The sequence below is a fragment of the Streptomyces sp. NBC_01241 genome (assembly GCF_041435435.1).
In the GTDB taxonomy this organism is placed as follows: domain Bacteria; phylum Actinomycetota; class Actinomycetes; order Streptomycetales; family Streptomycetaceae; genus Streptomyces.
The window spans coordinates 2,360,497-2,375,044 of sequence record NZ_CP108494.1; the positions used below are offsets into that span (position 1 = coordinate 2,360,497).

Consider the following 14,548-nt stretch of genomic DNA (forward strand, 5'->3'; position numbering starts at 1 on the left):
TGGTGCGTGCGGGGCGTACGGGGCGGGCCGCGTCAGCCCTTGACGGCTCCGGCGGACATGCCGGTGACGAGGTGGCGCTGGGCGAAGAGGAAGACCAGGGCCGCGGGTATCGCGATCAGCACGGACGCGGCGGTCATCGCGCCCCACTGGGCTCCGTACCGGTTGACGAAGAGCTGCAGTCCGCCCGCGAGGGTGAGGTTGTCCTCGCCGACCATGAAGGCGGAGGCGTAGGCCACTTCGCCCCACGCGGTGATGAAGGAGTAGAACGCCGTGACAGCGAGGCCGGGCTTGGCGAGCGGCAGGATGAGCCGCCAGAACGTGCCGAACGGGGTGAGGCCGTCGACCTGGCCCGACTCGTCGATCTCGCGCGGGATGGTGTCGAAGAAGCCCTTCATCATCCAGGCACAGAACGGCACCGAGATGGTGAGGTAGGTGATGACGAGACCGGCGGGCTGATTCAGCAGCCCCATGCCGGCCATGATGTTGTAGATCGGCACGATGAGGACGGCGACCGGGAACATCTGGGTGATCAGCAGCGTCCACATCAGCCCGCGCTTGCCGGGGAAGCGGAAGCGGCTGACGGCGTAGCCGGTGGAGGCGGAGACGATGACGCCGAGGAGCGTGGTGAGCCCCGCGATGAGCAGGGAGTTGCCGAACCAGGTGAGGAATTTCGTGTTCTGGATGAGGTTCGTGTAGTTGGCGAACGTCGTCTCTTTGAAGAAGTCCGTGGTGGTCGCGTACGCGGCCGGCTTCAGCGAGGTCAGTACGACCCACAACACGGGGAAGACGGCGATCACGGATGCGACGATCAGTGTGAGGTGCAGCCCGACGGAGGCGATCGGTGAACGCTCGCCGCGCGGCCGGACCCTGCCCGTGGAGGATCGTGCGGGGGTTGCCGGGGCGGTGGTTGCGGGGGCGGTGGTCACCAGTCGTCTCCCTGGGTGCGGAGGACTCGCCGGTAGACGGCGGCGAAGAGCATCAGGAGTACGAGGATCAGCACGCCCCAGGTGGAGGACTGTGCGAAGTCGCGTGGGCTGATCTCGAAGGAGAACTTGTACGCCTGGGTGACCAGGATCTGGGTGGCGTCGCCGGGTCCGCCGCCGGTCAACAGGTAGATCACCGGGAACATGTTGAAGGTCCAGATGGTGGAGAGCAGGATCACCGTGGTGGAGACCGGTCGCAGTCCGGGCAGCGTGATGTGACGGAAGCGCTGCCAGGCGGTGGCACCGTCCATCTCGGCGGCCTCGTACTGCTCGCTGGGGATGGACTGCAGTCCGCCGAGCAGGGCGACCATCATGAACGGCACGCCGAGCCAGACGTTGACGGTGATGACGGCGACCTTCGCCCAGGTGGGGTCGTTGAGCCACGGGATGCCGTCGAATCCGGCGCCGGAGAGGATCTTGTTGAGCAGCCCGCGGTCCACGTTGTAGAGGAAGCGCCAGGCGAAGACGGAGACGAAGCCGGGGATGGCCCAGGGCAGGATGAGTGCCATCCGGTACGCGGAGCGTCCGGCGATCTTGCGGTTGAGGATGTTGGCGAGGGCCATACCGAGGGAGAAGGTGATGGCCACGCAGGAGACCGTCCACACCAGGGTCCAGCCGAGCGTGCCGAGGAACTGGTCGCCCGTGAGCGCCTCGGTGTAGTTGTCCACGCCCACGAACTTGTACGTGGCGGGCATGTGGTTGACACCGATGGAGCGGGCGACGTTGCGCTCGGTGGCGTCTGTCATCGACAGGTAGATGCCGCGGACCAGCGGATAGCCGATGATCACACCGATCACGATCACGACCGGGGCGACCATGGTCCACGCGTACCAGTGGGTCGACAGGGCCCGCCGGAGCCTGCTCGGCGGCGGGGGGTTGCCAGTACCGCGGCTCCGGCCGCGGGCGACGTCGTCGCCCGCGGCCTTCGCCACCGACTGGCTGGTGTGGACAGCCATCAGCCGGCCTGCCTTCCTGTTACTTCCAGCCCTTGAGGAGCTTGCGGTAGGAGTCGCCGGTCGTCTTGGCGCCCTTCTCCGGCGTGGTCTGGCCGGTGAGGACCTTGGTGTACTCGGTGACGAGCGGCGCGAAGAGGCTGCCGGTCTCCGGGATCCAGGGGCGCTCGACGGCGGTCTCGACGACGGGCTTGAAGAAGCCGACGATCTCGTTGTCGACGACGTCCTGCTTGGCGTAGGCGGAGGTACGGGTCGGCAGGAGGCTCAGCTCCTTGGTGACCTTGGCCTGGGTGTCCGCGGACGTCATGTAGTCGACGAACGCGTAGGAGGCGTCGAGGTTCTTGGAGCCGGCGTAGACGGCCAGGTTGTGACCGCCCTGCGGGGCGCCCTGCGCGGCGGAGCCGGCCGGGACCGGGGCGATGCCCAGGTTGGCCTTGTCCTTGAACTCCTTGCCGGCGTAGGTGTCGGCGACGGCCCACGGGCCGTTGATGATCATGGCGACCTTGCCGTCCTTGAAGGACGACTGCATGTTGTCCCAGCCGTCCGTCGCGTCGGTCTTGGCGGCACCGGTGTCGACGAGGTCCTTGACGACCTTCATCGCCTTGACGCCCGCGGGGTTGTCGATGGTGACGGACTTGCTGGAGGCGTCGACCATGTCGCCGCCCTCGCCGTAGAGGAAGGAGAGGAACCAGTACGCGTCGTCGCCGCGCAGGTACATGCCGGTCTTGCCGGTCTTGTCCTTGATCTTCTTGGAGACGGCCTTCAGCTCGTCGACGGTCTTGGGGACCTCGACGCCGGCCTCCTTGAAGATCTTCTTGTTGTAGAAGATGCCCATGGAGTCGATGACCTGCGGCACTGCGTACGTCTTGCCGTTGTACTTGGTGGACGCGGCGGCCTGCTTCAGGAAGTCGTCCGGGTTCTTCAGCGCGGCGGTGCCGTCGAGCGGGGCCAGGTAGCTGAGGTCCGCGAACTCGGGGGTCCAGGCCACCTCGGAGCGGATGACGTCAGGTGCGTCGGAGCCGGACTGGGCCGCGTTCTTGAACTTGTTCTGCGCGTCACCGAAGGGCACGTTGACGTACTTGATGTGGACCTTCGGGTGCTGCTTGGTGAAGTCCTCGGCGATCTTCTTGAAGACCTTGTCCTCGCTGCCCACGGTCGAGGTGTCCCACCACGTCACCGTGCCGGAGAGCTCGCCCGAGCTCTTGCTCTTGCCCTCGGACTCGCTGTCGCTGTCGCTGCCGCAGGCGGTCGCCGCGAGCGCCAGGGCCGCGACCAGGGCGGTGGCCGTTATGCCACGTCGCATCTGAACTCCTTCAACTGCCGTACCGCTCCGTCGCGGCGCCGGGTCGACGTGAACGTAACAAGGATGAAAGAACGCCGAAAGAGTTTGCGGAAGATTTCTGCAAGCCTCGACAATCGTTACTTTCGCGTGTCCTCACGGTTGCCGTCAAGCCTCTTGACGGGAGGTGTCAATTCCTGGCAGTGGCAGGCCACAGCCCGTAATTCAGAAGTACGACGATCCGACCGCGGCCCGCGAATCGGTCTCGCAAGTCCTTGCAAGATGTTGCCGCGACGGCACCCCGGACCACCTCGCAGGCGGTGGCGCCCGCTTCCTGCGGATGGTGGGCAATCCGACATACGCCCGGTACAGTCCACTTCCATGACCGCACGGCTTGCCGATATCGCAACTCAGGCGGGGGTCAGCGAAGCGACGGTCAGCCGTGTACTGAACGGCAAGCCCGGTGTTGCAGCGGCCACCCGTGAATCCGTCCTCGCCGCGCTCGACGTTCTCGGCTACGAGCGTCCCGTACGGCTGCGCAGGCGCAGCGCGGGACTGGTCGGGCTGATCACGCCCGAGCTGGAGAACCCCATCTTCCCGGCGCTGGCGCAGGTCATCGGCCAGGCGCTGACCCGGCAGGGCTACACCCCGGTGCTGGCGACCCAGACCCCCGGCGGCTCCACCGAGGACGAGCTGACCGAAATGCTGGTCGACCGCGGCGTCTCGGGCATCATCTTCGTCTCCGGACTGCACGCCGACACCTCGGCCGATATGCAGCGCTACGAGCAACTGCGTGCCCAGGGCGTCCCGTTCGTTCTGGTGAACGGCTTCTCGCCCAAGGTCCAGGCGCCGTTCATCTCGCCGGACGACCGGGCCGCGATGCGGCTCGCCGTGACGCACCTGGTGTCGCTCGGCCATCAGCGGATCGGCCTGGCGGTCGGGCCCAAGCGGTTCGTGCCGGTCCTGCGCAAGATCGAAGGCTTCCGCTCATGCGTGCAGGAGCAGTTGAACCTCGCTCCGGACGAGGTGGAGGGGCTGATCCAGCACTCGCTGTTCACCCTGGAGGGCGGGCAGGCCGCCGCGTCGGCGCTGATGGAGCGGGGGTGCACGGCGGTGGTGTGCGCGAGCGACATGATGGCGCTCGGTGCGATCAGGGCCGCCCGCCGGCTGTCCCTGGAGGTGCCGCGCGATCTGTCGGTGGTGGGTTTCGACGACTCGCCGCTCATAGCGTTCACCGATCCGCCGCTGACGACGATCCGGCAGCCGGTGACGGCGATGGGCCAGGCCGCCGTGCGCACCCTCCTCGAAGAGATCGGCGGCACACCCGCTCCGCACAGCGAGTTCGTCTTCATGCCCGAGCTGGTCGTTCGCGGTTCAACGGCTGCGGGCCCCGGGCCCGCTCCCGTCTCCGCGCCCGGACCTCTTCCCGGTTCGCACGCCCGCTCCTAGCGGTCCGGCAGACAGATGTGCGGCCCGGACCCGACCGGAGGATGATCGGGCGGGAAAGACATTTTCTGGCAGACTCTGTGCCTATGGGTGAATTGAGTGGGACATCACAGGAAGCCCGGTTGGGGGCCACCCCGTCACCCATCGTGGACGAGGCGGCCCCGACGGCGGACGCGGAGCAGAACGCCGGGCGGCGCGACGGCGGCCCGCCCGGACTTCGCTCCCCGCATCCCCTGCGCTCCTTGCGGTCCCCGCGCCGGCCACGCTTCTGGTTCGAAATCCTGCTGCTCGCGGCCAGTTACTGGGTGTACTCCCTGGTGCGCAACGCCGTCCCGGAACAGCGGGCCGAAGCGCTGCACAACGCCGGCCGGATCTGGTCGGTCGAGACCCACCTGGGCATCGCCGTCGAACAGGCCGTCAACCACGCGGTGAATTCCGTGACATGGCTGATCGTGTCGATGAACTACTACTACGCGACGCTGCACTTCGTCGTCACCGTCTGCGTGCTGGTGTGGCTGTTCCACCGTCACCCCGGCCGTTACGCGGCGGCCCGTCTGGCCCTGTTCGCCACCACGGCCGTGGCACTGCTCGGCTACTACCTGTACCCGCTGGCACCGCCCCGGCTGATGAGCGGCGGCCACTTCATCGACACCGTCGTGGTCCATCAGACCTGGGGTTCGATGGCCTCGGGCAACTTCAAGAACATGTCCAACCAGTACGCGGCCATGCCCTCGATGCACATCGGCTGGTCACTCTGGTGCGGCCTGACGCTCTACGCACTGGCCGCCGCGCCCTGGGTCCGCGTCCTGGGTCTGCTCTACCCGGCGGTCACCCTGCTCGTGATCGTGTCGACCGCCAACCACTTCTGGCTGGACGCGCTGGGCGGCATGCTGTGTCTGGCCGTCGGTTACGCGGCCTCCTACGCCTGGTACGGCTCGCTGCCGCACCACCTCGCGAAGCGGGTGCCGCTGTCGCTGGAGAGGCCGCGGCCCGTCGGCCTGTCCGCGGGCGCGGCGGGACACAACTGAGCGGACGCTCCTGCGTCCCGACGCCCCGGTGGGCGGATCAAGCCCGCCCGCCGTCTCGGACCGGGGTCCGGGTGGGCGCCTCGGAAGGCCCGCGCGGCTGCGTGAGGGGCGCGCCCCTCACGCCCCGTAGAACCGCTCCTCCACCACCGCCCGCGCCCGCCGCGTGATCCGCCGGTAGTCGTCCAGCATGTCCCCGACGTGCCCCGGCTCGTACCCCAGGTACCGCCCCACCGCGGTGAGTTCACGCGGCCCCGACGGGAACGTGTCGCCGGGCCGCCCCCGTACCAGCATCACCGCGTTGCGGACCCGTGTCGCCAGCACCCACGCCTCGTCCAGGGTCTGCGCGTCCTCGCCCGGGATCAGCTCCGCGGCACATGCCGCGGCCAGCGCCTCGCGGGTACGGGTCGTCCGCAGCCCCGGCTCCGCCCAGCCTTGCTGCATCTGCATCAGCTGGACCGTCCACTCGACATCGCTCAGCCCGCCGCGCCCCAGCTTGGTGTGGAGCGTCGGGTCCGCGCCGCGCGGCAGCCGTTCGGACTCCATCCGGGCCTTCAGACGGCGGATCTCACGGACCGCGTCCTCCCCGAGACCCTCCATCGGGTACCGCAGCGGATCGATCAACTCGATGAATTCACGGCCGAGTTCCTCATCGCCCGCCATCGGCTCGGCGCGCAGCAGCGCCTGGCTCTCCCAGACCAGCGACCAGCGCCGGTAGTAGGCCTCGTACGACTTCAGCGTACGCACCAGCGGCCCGCTCTTGCCCTCCGGCCGCAGATCCGCGTCGATCATCAACGGCGGGTCAGCGGTGGGCAGTTGCAGCAGTTTCCGCAGCTCGGAGACCACCTGGTTCGCGGCCTGCGCCGCCTCGTGGCCGTCGACGCCCTCGCGCGGTGAGTGGACGAACAGCACATCGGCGTCGGAGCCGTATCCGAGCTCGTGTCCGCCGAACCGGCCCATGCCGATGACCGCGAACCGGGTGGGCAGCATGTCCCCCCACTGTTCGCGTACGACGGCGCGCAGGGCGCCCGCGATCGTGACGGCGTTCAGATCGGTGACCGCGTTGCCGACCCGGTCGACGAGGGCCCCGGGATCCTGCTCGGCGGGGCGCTCCTCCGTACCGTACGAACCGATGAGGTCCGCAGCCGTGGTCCGGAAGAGCTCGCGCCGCCGCACCCCGCGCACCACGGCGACGGCGGATTCGGCGCCCTTCGCCCGTCCCACCGCGGCCAGCACCTCCTGTTCCAGGTGCTCCCGGCCGCGCGGCTTCAGGCCCTGCCGGTCGCCGAGTATCGCCACGGCCTCGGGCGCCCGGAGCAGCAGGTCGGGGGCGAGCCGGCCGGCCGAGAGCACCCGGGCGAGGTTCTCCGCGGCGGCGCCCTCGTCCCGCAGCAGCCGCAGGTACCAGGGGGTCTTACCGAGTGCGTCGGACACCTTGCGGAAGCCGAGCAGCCCGGCGTCGGGGTCGGCGGAGTCCGCGAACCAGCCGAGCAGCACCGGCAGCAGGGTGCGCTGGATGGCGGCCTTGCGGCTCACGCCGGACGACAGCGCCTCCAGGTGACGCAGCGCGGCGGCGGGATCGGCGTATCCGAGGGCTTCGAGCCGGTGCTCGGCCGCCTTCGCGCTGAGCCGGGACTCGCCGGGCGCGAGCTGGGCGACGGCGTCCAGCAGCGGCCGGTAGAACAGCTTCTCGTGCAGCCGCCGCACCACGGAGGCGTGCCGTTTCCACGCCTGGTTGAGTTCGGTGATCGGGTCCATGCGCATCCCGAGTGAGCGTCCGATGCGCCGCAGATCCGCCTCGCCCTCGGGGACCAGATGGGTGCGGCGCAGCCGGTAGAGCTGGATGCGGTGTTCCATGGCCCGCAGGAAGCGGTAGGCGTCGTCCAGCTGCGCGGCGTCCACCCGTCCCACGTAGCCGCCCGCGGCGAGCGCCCGCAGCGCGTCCAGCGTGGAGCCGCTGCGCAGGGTCGGGTCGTTGCGGCCGTGCACCAGCTGGAGCAGCTGTACGGCGAATTCGACGTCCCGCAGCCCGCCGGGGCCGAGCTTGATCTCACGGTCGACGCGGTCGGCGGGGATGTTGTCGACGACGCGGCGGCGCATCTTCTGCACGTCGGCGACGAAGTTCTCGCGGTCCGCGGCCTGCCACACGAGCGGCGAGACGGCCTCGACGTACTCCGCGCCCAGCTCGGGATCGCCCGCCACCGGCCGGGCCTTGAGGAGCGCCTGGAACTCCCAGGTCTTGGCCCAGCGCTGGTAGTACGCGAGATGCGAGGACAACGTCCGTACGAGGGGTCCGTTGCGGCCCTCGGGGCGGAGGTTGGCGTCGACGGGCCAGATGGTGCCCTCGACGGTCGTGTCGGAGCAGATCCGCATCATGTGCGCGGACAGCCGGGTGGCGGCCTGCACGCCCGCGCTCTCCTCGACGCCGTCGGCCGGTTCGGCGACGAAGATGACGTCGACGTCGGAGACGTAGTTCAGCTCGTGGCCGCCGCACTTGCCCATCGCGATGACGGCGAGCCGGCACTGCGCGGCGTCGGCGGGTGCGGCCGTACGGGCGATGGCGAGCGCCGCGCGCAGGGTCGCCGTGGCCAGATCGGCCAGTTCGGCGGCGGCCTCGGCGACGTCCGTCGTACCGCACACGTCGCGGGCCGCTATGGCCAGCAGGCACCGGCGATAGGCGACGCGCAGCGAGTCGGGGTCGTCGGCCCCGGCGAGCCCCTGCTCGAATTCGGGCACCCCGGGGTGCAGATCCGTGGCCTCGTAGGTGACGAGCGCCTGCCAGTCGCGGGGGTGGCGGGCCAGGTGGTCACCGAGCGCCTCGGACGCCCCGAGCACCCCGAGCAGCCGGTCCCGCAGCGGTTTGGCGGTGACGAGGGTGTCCAGCAGGATCTGCCGCTCGTCCGGCTCCTCGGCCTCCACGAGGCGGACGACCCCGCGCAGTGCCAGATCGGGGTCGGCGGTGGCCCCGAGGGCGTCGAGCAGCACCGGATCGGAGCGTACGGACGACAGCTCGGGCAGGTCGAGGAGCCGCTCCGCGGCGGACGGGTCGGTGAAACCGTGCCGCAGCAGTCGGGTGAACGTGCTGCTCCTGCGCCCCGGCACCGTCGTCATTCCGTGCTCTCCTGCTCGCCGCCCACACACCATCCAGCGTTCCGAGCCTAGCCCGGCGCCGATGAATTCGGCGCGGGTGCGCGGTCCACACTTCGCAGGCAGGATCACTTCGAGGACCGTACCGGGAGGACTGTATGTCTGGATTCGAACCCGTCGCCGAGCTGGATGCCCGCTACAGCGCCGAGGGCGCGGCAGCGGGCTCGTGGCCGGCGGCGGAGTCACTGCTGACCGGGGCGGAGATCTACTGGCTGAGCACGGTTCGCCCGGACGGCCGCCCGCATGTCACCCCGCTGATCGGGGTGTGGTCGCAGGGCGCGCTGTACTTCAGCACCGGGGCGTCGGAACGCAAGGGCCTGAATCTGGCCGCCAACCCGGAGGTAGTACTGACGACCGGCGCCAACACCCTTTCGGAGGGGCTCGACGTGGTGGTCGAGGGCCGGGCGGAACGGGTGACGGACGGGGACCGGCTGCACCGGCTGGCCGCGGTCTGGGAGTCGAAGTACGGCCCGCAGTGGCACTTCGACGTCCAGGACGGCACGTTCCGGCACGCGGGCCATGAGGCGCTGGTGTTCGAGGTGTCGCCGCGTACGGTCTTCGGCTTCGGCAAGGGCACCCTGTTCAGCCAGACGCGGTGGCGGTTCGGCTGAGCGGCGGGGCTGCGCGTACCCCGGCTCACCGTAGGGCGGCGGGAACGGCGGTCCGGCGCCTGGCGTTGGGACGGGCATGGTGATGATGTCGAGTCTCTTGGTGAGGCCGTGCTGGTGATAGTGCCGTTCCTGCTGGCCTCGGCCCGCTACGCCGTCGTCCGTACCGGCCGGCCCGACTGGTTACGACGTGTCCTCGCCGCCCGCACGCCTCGTCACGGGCTGGGTGTGGGGGCCTCGGTCGCCGATGAGCTGCACGCGTTCCTCAACTCGGCAAAGCGTGTGGAGATCGAGCACCGGGTGGAGGAACAGGTCCTGAAGGACGACGCGTTGGACGGCGCGCCGCCCCGCATGGGAGTCGACCTGGGCGCCGGGACGGCGGTGGTCCGGCGGAATCCGGAATCCTGAGCCCGGACCGGGCCGCCTCGGTGCCCGTCCGCGCTCAGTTCCCGGACGGCCCTGGCCGGGTCGCGACGACGACGGTCGCGTACAACTCGTCGGAGGTGACGACGCGCGGGATCAGGCCGCTGCGGGCGATGGTCTCCTCGGCCCGGGCCGCCTGCCGTTCGCTCGTCTCGACCAGCAGATGCCCGCCCGGTGCCAGCCACCGCGGTGCCTCGGCGGTGACCCGCCGCAGGACGTCGAGGCCGTCCCTTCCCCCGTCGAGCGCGACGCGCGGTTCGTGGATACGGGCTTCCGGGGGCAGCAGTTCGACGTCCTCCGTCGGTACGTACGGCACATTGGCGAGCAATATCTCCACCCGGCCGCGCAACGATCCGGGGAGCGGCTCGAAGAGGTCGCCCTCGTACACCCGGCCGGTGTCGGCGACATTGCGGCGGGCGCACCGTACGGCCGCGGGTTCGACGTCGGTGGCGTGCAGTTCGATGCCGTCCAGCGTCGCGGCGAGCGCGGCGCCGAGTGCGCCCGAGCCGCAGCAGAGGTCGACGACGACCGCCCCGGATCCGGCGAGGGCGGCGGCCTGCCGGACCAGGAACTCGGTGCGGCGGCGGGGTACGAAGACGCCGGGGTCCACGGCGATCCGCAGACCGCTGAACTCGGCCCAGCCGAGGACGTGTTCCAAGGGCAGACCGGCAGCCCGCCGTTCGACCATGGCGGCGAGTTCGGCGGGGCCGGTCGCCGTGGAGAGGATCAACTCCGCTTCCTCCTCGGCGAATACGCAGCCGGCGGCGCGGAGTGTGGTGACGATGGTGAAAACGGTGAGCGGTGAAGCGGGAACCGACACGAAGCGGAGCCTTTCGGGAAAGCCGATGGGCGCTCCGCGGTCGATTATGTCGGGTCGACCACGCGATCACGTGGGGTGAGCACCCAGTCTGATACAGCGGTAATGGGTCTCACCTCCTTGGTAGGTCCCCGGTGTGGGGATGCGTCACATTACCTCAGTCGCGGCATCGGGCGGTGCCCTCCGGCCGAGAGGGTTCGCGGCGTACGCGAGGGAGTGGTCCGGGACGCCGAGGGGCCGGCGGCTCCCTCGGTGTCCCGGGCCACGCCGTGTGCGGCGAACGCGGCCGCCGCACACGTACGAACGGCAGGACCTGCTAAAGGTCCACGCTGTCGCGCAGCTTCGTCGGCGTCAGGAACAGAGCGGCGATCACGCCGACCACCGCGATGGCGGCCGAGATCAGGAAGATGGTGCCGGTCGCGTCGCCGTACGCGGCGCGCACCACCTCCTGGATCTGTGGCGGCATCGCGTCGATGTTCAGGGTGGCGCCGCCCGAGGACGAGGCCGCCGGGTCGATGCCGAGCTTCGCCAGGCCGTGGGTGATCTTCGTGGCGACCTGGTTGGCGAGCACCGCCCCGAGCACGGAGACCCCGATCGTGCCGCCGAGCGAGCGGAAGAAGGTGATCGCGCCGCTGGCCGCGCCGAGTTCGCCGAGCGGGACCGTGTTCTGGAGGACGAGGACCAGGTTCTGCATCGACATGCCGACACCCGCACCGACCGCGAGCATGCCGAGGGAGACGAGGACCAGCGAGGTCTCGTGGTCGATGGCGGACAGGCCCAGGAAGCCCAGCGAGAGGACGACGACGCCGGTGATGATGTACGGCTTCACCTTGCCGGTCTTGGAGACCATGCGTCCGGCGACGGTCGAGGAGACCAGCACACCGAACATCAGCGGGATGGTGAGGAGTCCGGCCTCGGTCGGTGAGTAGCCGCGGCCGATCTGGAAGTACTGGCCGAGGAAGACCGCGCCACCGAACATCGCCATGCCGACCGCGAGGCTCGCGACGATGGCGAGCGCGGGGTCGCGGCGGCGTACGACATGGAGCGGGACGACCGGCTCCTTGACGCGGCTCTCGACCACGACGGCGGCGATCAGGATCAGGGCGCTGACACCGACCATGACGAAGGTCTGCCAGGACAGCCAGTCGAAGTCGTTGCCGACGAAAGTGACCCAGAGCAGCAGCAGGCTGACGCCCGCGGCGATCAGCGAGGCGCCCAGGTAGTCGACCTTCGTCTCCGGACGGCGGACCTCGGTGAGGTGCAGGGTGCGGGTGAGCATCACGAGGGCGAGCAGCGTGAACGGTACGGCGATGAAGAAGCACCAGCGCCAGCCGAGCCACGACGTGTCGGTGATGAAGCCGCCCAGCAGCGGACCGCCCACGGTGGCGACGGCCATGACGCCGCCCAGGTAACCGTTGTAGCGGCCGCGCTCCTTGGGGCTGATCATCGCCGCGATGATGACCTGGACGAGCACCTGCAGAGCGCCCATACCGAGGCCCTGCACGGCACGGAAGGTGATCAGCTGCCCGGTGGACTGGGCGAATCCGCAGGCGATCGACGAGACGACGAAGATGCCGATGGATATCTGGAGCAGCAGCTTCTTGCTGAACAGGTCGGCGAGCTTGCCCCAGATCGGGGTGGAGGCCGTGGAGGCCAGCAGGGACGCGGTGACGACCCAGGTGTACTGCGACTGGGTGCCGTCCAGCGACCCGATGATCTTCGGCAGAGCCACCGACACCACGGTACTGCTGATCATCGCCACGAACAGCACGATCAGCAGACCGCTCAGCGCCCGCAGTACATGACGGTGATCCATCGGCGCGACTTCGGTCGGCGCAGCCGTTTGTGCGCTCACGCGCAACCTCCGGGGGTTCGAAATGGGGGGCAGGAAAGGTTTCACCATACATGCCCAATGGGCAATTTTGCCCATTGTGCAATTATGCGCGGGCTGAGAGAACCGGCGGAGAGATACTGAACCCATGGAGAGCCCTGTGGGACTGCGAGAACGCAAGAAGGAAGCCACGCGCCAGGCCGTGCACGAGGCCACCTTGCGGCTGGCCATCGAGCACGGCTTCGACCACGTCACGGTGGAGGCCGTCGCGGACGCCGCCGGGATCTCCCGCAGAACGTTCTCCAACTACTTCACGGGCAAGGAGGACGCCCTCCTCTACGGGGAGGAGAAACAGGTCAGGGAGCTCGTCCGCGCCATGCGCGACCGGCCCGCCGAGGAGACCGCGTGGACGGCGCTGCGGGCGGCCGTGGCGCAGTTCACCGAACGGGTCGCGCCCCCGGAGCGCGAGTGGGCCCTACGGACCAGGCTGGCGATGCGGCACCCGTCACTGCTCGCCCGCCAACTCGCCAACCACGCAGCCCTGGAACGGGACTTGGCCGACGCCGTGGCGGTCCGCCAGGGCCCGACGGAGAGACCGGTCCGCCCGCAGGTCCTGGCCGCGGCGTTCCTCTCCTCGTTGCGGATCGCCATGCGCATGTGGATCGAGGAGGACCTGGCCCGCGAGCCCTCCGAGGTGATCGACGAGATCCTGGACGAGATGGCCTGCCGGTTCGACTGAATCCGTGAACGGCGCACGGGCACGGAGACAGGCACGGCGGAGGGCCGGCAGCATGACGGTCCCGGCCCTCCGCCGCGGACCCGAATCCGCTGCCGGCGATCTTGGTGCGGGGGCACCGGTACGGACCACCTTGATCCCGAAGCGGTCTACCTCGTGCCGCAGCGCGTCGCCGATCGCCTCCAGGGCGTGCTTGGTCGCTTGGTAGTAGCCCCGGCCGGGGGTCGCGAACTGCCCGAAGATCGAGGACATGATCACCACCCGCCCCCCGCCCTGAGCACGCATTCCCGGCAGAACGAGTTGGGTGAGCCTTGACAGACCGAACACGTTGGTCTCGAACTGTCGGCGTACCTCGTCCATCGGCGTCTCTCCGATGGTCCCGTTGAGGCTGTAGGCAGCGTTGTTGATGAGAGTGCCGACGCCGCCGTGCTCGGCTGTGATCTTGTCGACAGCGTCCACCATGGACTGCTCGTCGTTGACATCCAGGTACAGGACCTGGATGCCTTCGTCCGCCAGCTCGCCCAGCGCCTCGACGTTGCGCGCGGTTGCGTACACAGGCCAGCCGGCGCGGTGCAGACGCAATGCCGCGGCCCGTCCGGTACCGGACGACATACCGGTGCCGGAGGAAGCCCCGGTCAGAAGGACGGCCCTGGACGGCGTCGTCATCGGACCACGGCTTCCGTGTCGGTGTCGGGTTGCTGTGAGACCCGACTATGAGCCACCGACGCCCCCAGACCGAGCCCGTCGACGAGCCGGTTGATGAACGCAAACAGCGCCGATGTGAAGACGGCCTCCAACATCTCCTCGTTACTCCACCCAGCTTCAGCGACGCGAGCCCATTCTTCGTCCGTGATCTTGTACGCGGCCCGGCTCACCTGTGTGACCAACTGCATCAGCGCCAATGTCCGCGCATCGACCGGCAGTTCCTCCGGCTCGTTGGTCGCCGCTATCGCCTGCATGAGTTCCGCACTGCCTCCGAACTGCGAGAGGAACCAGTTGTGTGTTCCTACGCAGTAGGGGCAGCCATTGATCTTGGAGCTCCAGGCGGAAATCATCTCGCGCGTGGCGCGGGGCAGAACGCCTTCACCGAAGATCCCCGTGTATCCGGCAATGACAGCTTCCAAGAGATTCGGCTGCGCTGAGACCAGTCGAAACATGTCCGGCACGAATGGAAGGCCGGTGGTCTTCTTGATCTGCGCATAGAGATCCGCAGTCACGCCGGTCGCTTCTGATTCTTCGACCATTGGAACGCGAACAGTCGAAATCTGCTGGCCATCCATGAATGTGACTCCTTCTTCAT

12 protein-coding genes and 1 pseudogene are annotated in these 14,548 nt (G+C 69.0%); 5 read left to right on the top strand and 8 right to left on the bottom strand.

From position 1 onward, the window contains the following. Positions 1-32: 32 nt before the first annotated feature. From OG306_RS10220 to OG306_RS10230, 3 genes are read right to left on the bottom strand one after another with little or no spacing between them, the layout of a single operon-like run. Positions 33-926: a sugar ABC transporter permease gene (locus tag OG306_RS10220; protein ID WP_266745786.1), complete on the bottom strand. Its 894-nt coding sequence runs from the start codon at positions 924-926 to the stop codon at positions 33-35. Further along, positions 923-1,939 carry a carbohydrate ABC transporter permease gene (locus tag OG306_RS10225; RefSeq protein WP_266745787.1) on the bottom strand — a complete coding sequence of 339 codons (1,017 nt, stop codon included), beginning with the start codon at positions 1,937-1,939 and terminating at the stop codon, positions 923-925. The genes OG306_RS10220 and OG306_RS10225 overlap by 4 nt, the downstream gene beginning before the upstream one ends. A gap of 19 nt (positions 1,940-1,958) precedes the next feature. Beyond that, the gene (locus OG306_RS10230) at positions 1,959-3,239 is read right to left on the bottom strand and encodes an extracellular solute-binding protein (protein WP_371665238.1); all 1,281 of its coding nucleotides are present in this window, start codon (positions 3,237-3,239) and stop codon (positions 1,959-1,961) included. Between the two features lie 357 nt (positions 3,240-3,596). Here OG306_RS10230 and OG306_RS10235 point away from each other — a divergent pair, with 357 nt between their 5' ends. Together OG306_RS10235 and OG306_RS10240 are read left to right on the top strand one after the other, a co-directional pair. Continuing rightward, on the top strand, positions 3,597-4,664 hold the full coding sequence (locus OG306_RS10235) for a LacI family DNA-binding transcriptional regulator (RefSeq protein ID WP_266745789.1): 1,068 nt from the start codon (positions 3,597-3,599) through the stop codon (positions 4,662-4,664). 83 nt (positions 4,665-4,747) lie between these two features. Further along, positions 4,748-5,689, top strand: coding sequence for a phosphatase PAP2 family protein (locus OG306_RS10240; RefSeq protein ID WP_266745790.1), 942 nt, complete (start codon positions 4,748-4,750; stop codon positions 5,687-5,689). Between the two features lie 117 nt (positions 5,690-5,806). Here OG306_RS10240 and OG306_RS10245 read toward each other — a convergent pair whose 3' ends face one another. Beyond that, the gene (locus OG306_RS10245; protein ID WP_266906879.1) at positions 5,807-8,797 is read right to left on the bottom strand and encodes a bifunctional [glutamine synthetase] adenylyltransferase/[glutamine synthetase]-adenylyl-L-tyrosine phosphorylase; all 2,991 of its coding nucleotides are present in this window, start codon (positions 8,795-8,797) and stop codon (positions 5,807-5,809) included. A 134-nt stretch (positions 8,798-8,931) separates the two neighbouring features. Between OG306_RS10245 and OG306_RS10250 the strand changes: the two genes are divergently transcribed. Beyond that, positions 8,932-9,444: a pyridoxamine 5'-phosphate oxidase family protein gene (locus tag OG306_RS10250; RefSeq protein WP_266745792.1), complete on the top strand. Its 513-nt coding sequence runs from the start codon at positions 8,932-8,934 to the stop codon at positions 9,442-9,444. Between the two features lie 108 nt (positions 9,445-9,552). Beyond that, positions 9,553-9,849, top strand: a complete 297-nt coding sequence (locus OG306_RS10255; protein WP_266745793.1) for a DUF6191 domain-containing protein — start codon at positions 9,553-9,555, stop codon at positions 9,847-9,849. Positions 9,850-9,883: 34 nt separating this feature from the next. On the opposite strand, the gene OG306_RS10260 is transcribed toward OG306_RS10255, so the two are convergent. Further along, positions 9,884-10,684 (bottom strand): putative protein N(5)-glutamine methyltransferase, encoded by an 801-nt coding sequence (locus OG306_RS10260; protein WP_266745794.1) that lies wholly within the window; start codon positions 10,682-10,684, stop codon positions 9,884-9,886. Between the two features lie 313 nt (positions 10,685-10,997). Further along, the gene (locus OG306_RS10265) at positions 10,998-12,497 is read right to left on the bottom strand and encodes an MDR family MFS transporter (protein ID WP_266752146.1); all 1,500 of its coding nucleotides are present in this window, start codon (positions 12,495-12,497) and stop codon (positions 10,998-11,000) included. Positions 12,498-12,660: 163 nt separating this feature from the next. On the opposite strand from OG306_RS10265, the gene OG306_RS10270 reads away from it, so the two are divergent. Further along, a complete protein-coding gene (locus OG306_RS10270; protein WP_266745795.1) occupies positions 12,661-13,251 on the top strand; it encodes a TetR family transcriptional regulator in 591 nt (196 codons plus the stop codon). Between the two features lie 132 nt (positions 13,252-13,383). Here the strand turns inward: OG306_RS10270 and OG306_RS10275 are convergent. Beyond that, a pseudogene (locus OG306_RS10275) lies at positions 13,384-13,914 on the bottom strand (SDR family NAD(P)-dependent oxidoreductase); the annotation flags it as partial. Then, the gene (locus OG306_RS10280) at positions 13,911-14,528 is read right to left on the bottom strand and encodes a carboxymuconolactone decarboxylase family protein (RefSeq protein ID WP_371665239.1); all 618 of its coding nucleotides are present in this window, start codon (positions 14,526-14,528) and stop codon (positions 13,911-13,913) included. The gene OG306_RS10280 and the pseudogene OG306_RS10275, both read right to left, overlap by 4 nt. Between the last annotated feature and the right edge of the window lie 20 nt (positions 14,529-14,548).